Origin of the sequence: Okeania sp. SIO2F4, from assembly GCF_010672385.1 — a bacterium.
Lineage (GTDB): Bacteria > Cyanobacteriota > Cyanobacteriia > Cyanobacteriales > Microcoleaceae > Trichodesmium.
The window spans coordinates 1-4711 of the sequence record NZ_JAAHGT010000779.1 but is presented as its reverse complement, the minus strand read 5'-3'; the positions used below and the strand labels follow the sequence as shown (position 1 = coordinate 4711).

At 33.1% G+C, this 4711-nt stretch carries 2 protein-coding genes and 1 pseudogene; all 3 read right to left on the bottom strand.

The features are described from left to right. The coding region (locus tag F6K22_RS32560) for an nSTAND1 domain-containing NTPase (RefSeq protein ID WP_293107857.1) at positions 1 to 3259 on the bottom strand (3259 nt) is incomplete at its 3' end. A gap of 645 nt (positions 3260 to 3904) precedes the next feature. Further along, the gene (locus F6K22_RS32555) at positions 3905 to 4033 is read right to left on the bottom strand and encodes a hypothetical protein (RefSeq protein WP_293107855.1); all 129 of its coding nucleotides are present in this window, start codon (positions 4031 to 4033) and stop codon (positions 3905 to 3907) included. 47 nt (positions 4034 to 4080) lie between these two features. Then, a pseudogene (locus F6K22_RS32550) lies at positions 4081 to 4711 on the bottom strand (ATP-binding protein); the annotation flags it as partial.

Here is a 4711-nt window from a genome sequence, read left to right as displayed (position 1 = left end):
CTTGCCATTTTTGACCTGCTCTGATACTTTCTATCAGAGCATCAAATTTATAACCTGAGAAAAATAATGCTTCTGAAACAGCAGTCATACTATTAATATCTGCCCGATGTTTTTCAGCAGTTGCTACTTGTTTTTGAAATATTGTTTTCTGCCAAAAACCTAATGCAGCAATAGTTGACAGTGACATTGATATAATTCCTACGATTGCTGCTGCTAGTTGTCGTTTTAAGACTATATTTAGTTGGGCTTGGCTAATTATTCTATCTGTTTCTGCCTGATTCTTGGCAATTTCAGCTTGTTTTATTTCCAGTTCAGCCTGGTTTAATCTCTCTTCTAAGTTAAACCTTTTACGAATAGGTTTTACTACATAATCGTGAACTAGCTGGTAGTGTTTTTCATTGAACTCTTTGCGGATAAATAATAACCCTGAGTCTATTAATATTTCTAAAATTAAGTGAAGCAGTTTTTTGCTTTCTTGAAGATAATTCAGTTGATTTTCAATAAAATTTTTAGATTGATTTTTTCCTGCAAAATTTGGTTTGATAAATTTTTGAATTATTTCTAATAATTCTGTTTCGGTTCGACTAGCTCTGGTTAAATTATCATTAGTCAGTGTAAATAAAATTTGCATAGTAGCTTCTTCATTTTCCTTGCCACAATCTACAATTACTTGGTCTAAAAACTTTTTGATCAGTTTTTCTTTCGCCTTTTGCGGATTAATGCCGAATTTTTTTTGAAATTGCTCTAAGGTTTGAATAGGGGGTTTTTCTTCTTGTAGTTGGCTTCCTACTACTTGTAATTCTATCGGGCGAATTTGCTGTTTTTCATCTGCTAAACCATCAACAATTGCATCAATTAATTGTGGTTCTAAATTAAATTTCGATCTTTTGGTTAAGCATTCTATAACAGCATAAGCATCTTCTCTAGAAAAATCTCTTAAATGGTAACGAATCTGTTTGTCTAAAATATTGTTATTAATGACATCTAGATAATTGATAAAGTCACATTCTAATAAATAATGTAAATAATCTTCCCTCATGGAGAAAATTACTTTTACAAAGGGAATATTTAGACAATTATGCAGAAATGTATAGAATGCTTCTCTCTCTTCAGTTGTATTACTAATAAAGAAAAATTCTTCAAATTGATCGAATACTATTACTGTTAATAAATTATTCTCTACATTGTTTTTTAATTGGGCTATAATTGATAATTCCATCAATTGGAATTTATCTGTAATAGCGGATAAATACGGAGTAATTTTTTCTACTTCTGTACTATAGTTTTTTGATTGCGAAGGAGAGATAAAGTCTTGATTTTCTGTATAATTTATTTCTGGCTTTATGATATTTTTATCATTAAATTTTTTCTCTTTTTTTTGTAATGCTTTTTCCAGAGAATGTGCTAATTCTCCTAGCCAATCACTATATAGTTGTACTACTACTGGTATAGTATCTCGTGCAGAAATAATAATATTGTTTAAAGCTGGTACTAATCCTGCATTAACTAAAGAACTTTTTCCTACACCAGAGCGACCATGAATAACTGTTAATCTATAGTCATCTCGACTTATTCTTTCCAGGAGATTATTAATATCTTTTTGACGACTAGAGGCAGTTATTTCTGAGGGTAAAGTATTCTGGTAATCTAATGATTCTTTGATATAACTTTGTTTTTGTGGTTGCAACTGAGATGCACCAATAAAGGCTAAAAGTCCGTATTGGTGAGCAATTTTCCTCTGGCTTGTTTTTAAGCGGAATGCTTGTAAATATTTTCCTTGCTCATAATAAAGCGATCGTAATTCTGTTAAAATCTCCAGATAAAGTTTTGGGTCTCTGTTTTCTGAAGTTTTCAAACTATTTTGAATTGCATTTTTCTCTGTTGCTTTAGCAAATTCTAGATATTGAATTGCTTCTCCTGGACGATCTAATTTTTTGACGCTTTTTGCTAGTAAAAATAAGTATTTATTTTTTTCCGTTGGTAATGTTATATTTTTCGCATAAAATAAAATATTAAGTGCTCTTTCAGATAGCTTCTGAGCTTGAACCCAATTTAGTTTTTCCAGGGCAACTTCTGCCAAAAAACCGTAATCTTGTGCTATTTGCAACTCATTTCCATATTCGTGATGTATTCTTAGTCCTTCTAAGGCAATAGCTTCTAATGCTCCCCAAGCTTTCATCTGCTTTGTCACTTGTCCTAATGTTGTGATTACCTCAGCTACTAAGGCAAAACTATTAACTTTTTCAAAAAGCTGTTTCGATGCTTGAAGTTTCAGTTTTGCTTCTTCTAGTTCTTGACAATTATCTAGGAGATTTTGAGTTGATTTAAGATAATAACATAAGGCAATATTATATAAAACTATTCCTTGTTGTTCCAGGATAAATCTCTGGCTAATGATTGGTAATTTAGCATATTCTGGTTGATGCAGATAACATTGCTCCCTCACTTCATACTTCCACAAATTTAGGCTTTCTTGATAATGAGCAATAGCAGCATCTATCTCCTCATTGTAGTAGTTATCTCGACCAATAATTAATTCTATATTTGCTGCGAGAATAGGTTCTAAATCTTGCTCACGATTTTTCAGGTCTTTGAGGGCTAATTCTATTTCTCGACGTTTACTTTTAGATAAGCCTTTAAAATCATAACAGTTAGCTCGATCGACACAACTAGAAAGTAAAAGCTGAGGAATTATACGATTTTCTGATAATGGTATTAATTGTTGTTTTTGATTAGCAGACTTATCTATCCAATAATCCTCTATTTCTAGTCTCAGTAAATGTATTAAATCACAAGTCGCTAATTCAAATTTGATTGTAGCTGCTGCCCAACTTTTAAAATCTGGTGCTAGTCTAATTAATTTAGCTAATAATTCATCTGTTATCCACAAAACTAGAGGAAAACAGAATTTTTTCCGAAATTCATCCCTGACTTGATTAGTAGAAGTTAGTAACTCATCTATTGCTTCTACTTTCTCTAAGTCAAATATCATTATTGCTGGTGGTTCGGGAAAATTTTCTAATTGTTTATCAATTGTTGTATATAGAGTTTTAACAGTTTTTGGTAATACTATTTCTTGAATTTTTGTTGAAGATAGCTTTCTCACTTCCATCATCATTGTTTGCCGCAAGTATTGATAGTTACAGCAAACTAAAATTAGTGAAAATTGTCCCTGAGAAAGAGTTACAGAGCGAATCAGTCTTTTGAGCGATCGCTGATTGTAAATGATACTTTCTTCCAATTTTTTAAAAGCTTTCATATTGACTAAATACTATTACCTAATTTACTGTCAAAGACTAAAAGTTTAATTATTTTTTCACTCTCATCATCAAATATTTAAAAGGAGGAATATTCCTGAATTAAAGACGAAGTTGCCAGATAATCTGGTACTCCTAAAACATTCAGGATATTAAGTACCGAGACAGAATTAATTTAATATTTTGGCAGTGGTAGTTCAATAATTAACAATTAATAATTAATAATTACCTCTTCTTATAATGGATAGGATTGGCTAAAAGGAATTTTTTTTCTTCTCTTGGTCGATTGGATATGGCTAGGTTTCTAATGCATCCCATCCTACGGAAAGCTCCGAAGATCGACTGCTCTCTTGGTCGATTGGATATGGCTAGGTTTCTAATGCATCCCATCCTGACGGAATGCTCCGCTTTCCGACCGCTGTCTTGGTCGATTGGATATGGCGAGGAGACCTCGCCATCCCTCGACCGCTTTTTCTCCATGAATGGAGAGGCTTTATACCTTAATTTTTCGGTAAGAGCTAAAGGGAATATAACTGATTAGTAAATAGACGAAAAACACACAAATAATTTTGTCTACCTAAACTTATAATATTTAGGTAATACCAATTACCATGCATTAGTCCTATACTTAGGTTGGACTTCAGTTATTAAGCAATTAACGCCACCTTTTTCACCTTTTTGCTAATTTGAGCAAAGTTAATATTTATTATTCTTATGTTTACTCCTCCCCACACTCCCCACACTCCCCACACTCCCCACCCCATCAGATACAGCAAGATTTTTGATATTTGGTATAATTCCGTTCCGCTCTGTTCCCTATTCCCTATTCCCTATAATTACTATTAATCCAACTAGCATATTTTTGAGTTTCTGCTAATAATGGATTAATGCCAAACCAATGACCATCCCGATCTCGATATTCAAAAACAAACATACTCCTGAGTAAAGTTTGGCATTCTTCTTCCCCAGTAACTCTTTGATTTTCTACTACTTTAAATAACAACTCCCATTCATCAGCAGTAATAGCTCTCATTAGATCGTCTCGGTATTCCTGAATCACATTTTCTAAACATTCACCAGAGAAAGGAGGATCTTCTTGTTGGAGACAACTGTAGAGCAACATTAATAGTCGTCGCATATGACCCCCACTGATGCGGCAAAGTCTATCAAGGGTTTCAGGAGTGTCAAAAATAGTAGGGATCAATTCTACACGTTGTTGGGAAGGTATTTCTGGAAAAGCTCTAGCTAATACCATTTCTCTTAATAATGCCATTCCCGGTTCATAATCATTAGGTTCCATTGTGGGTTTTTTGCACCTAGTTTGCACAGGTACCATTGGTAATATTTTGGGTTTAACTCCAAATCGACTAGATAATCTGCCATAATCATTAGAGAACATTAAAGTGAGGGGAATTGTGTAGACTACATGACAGTTTAGTTTTTTGAGTTGTTCA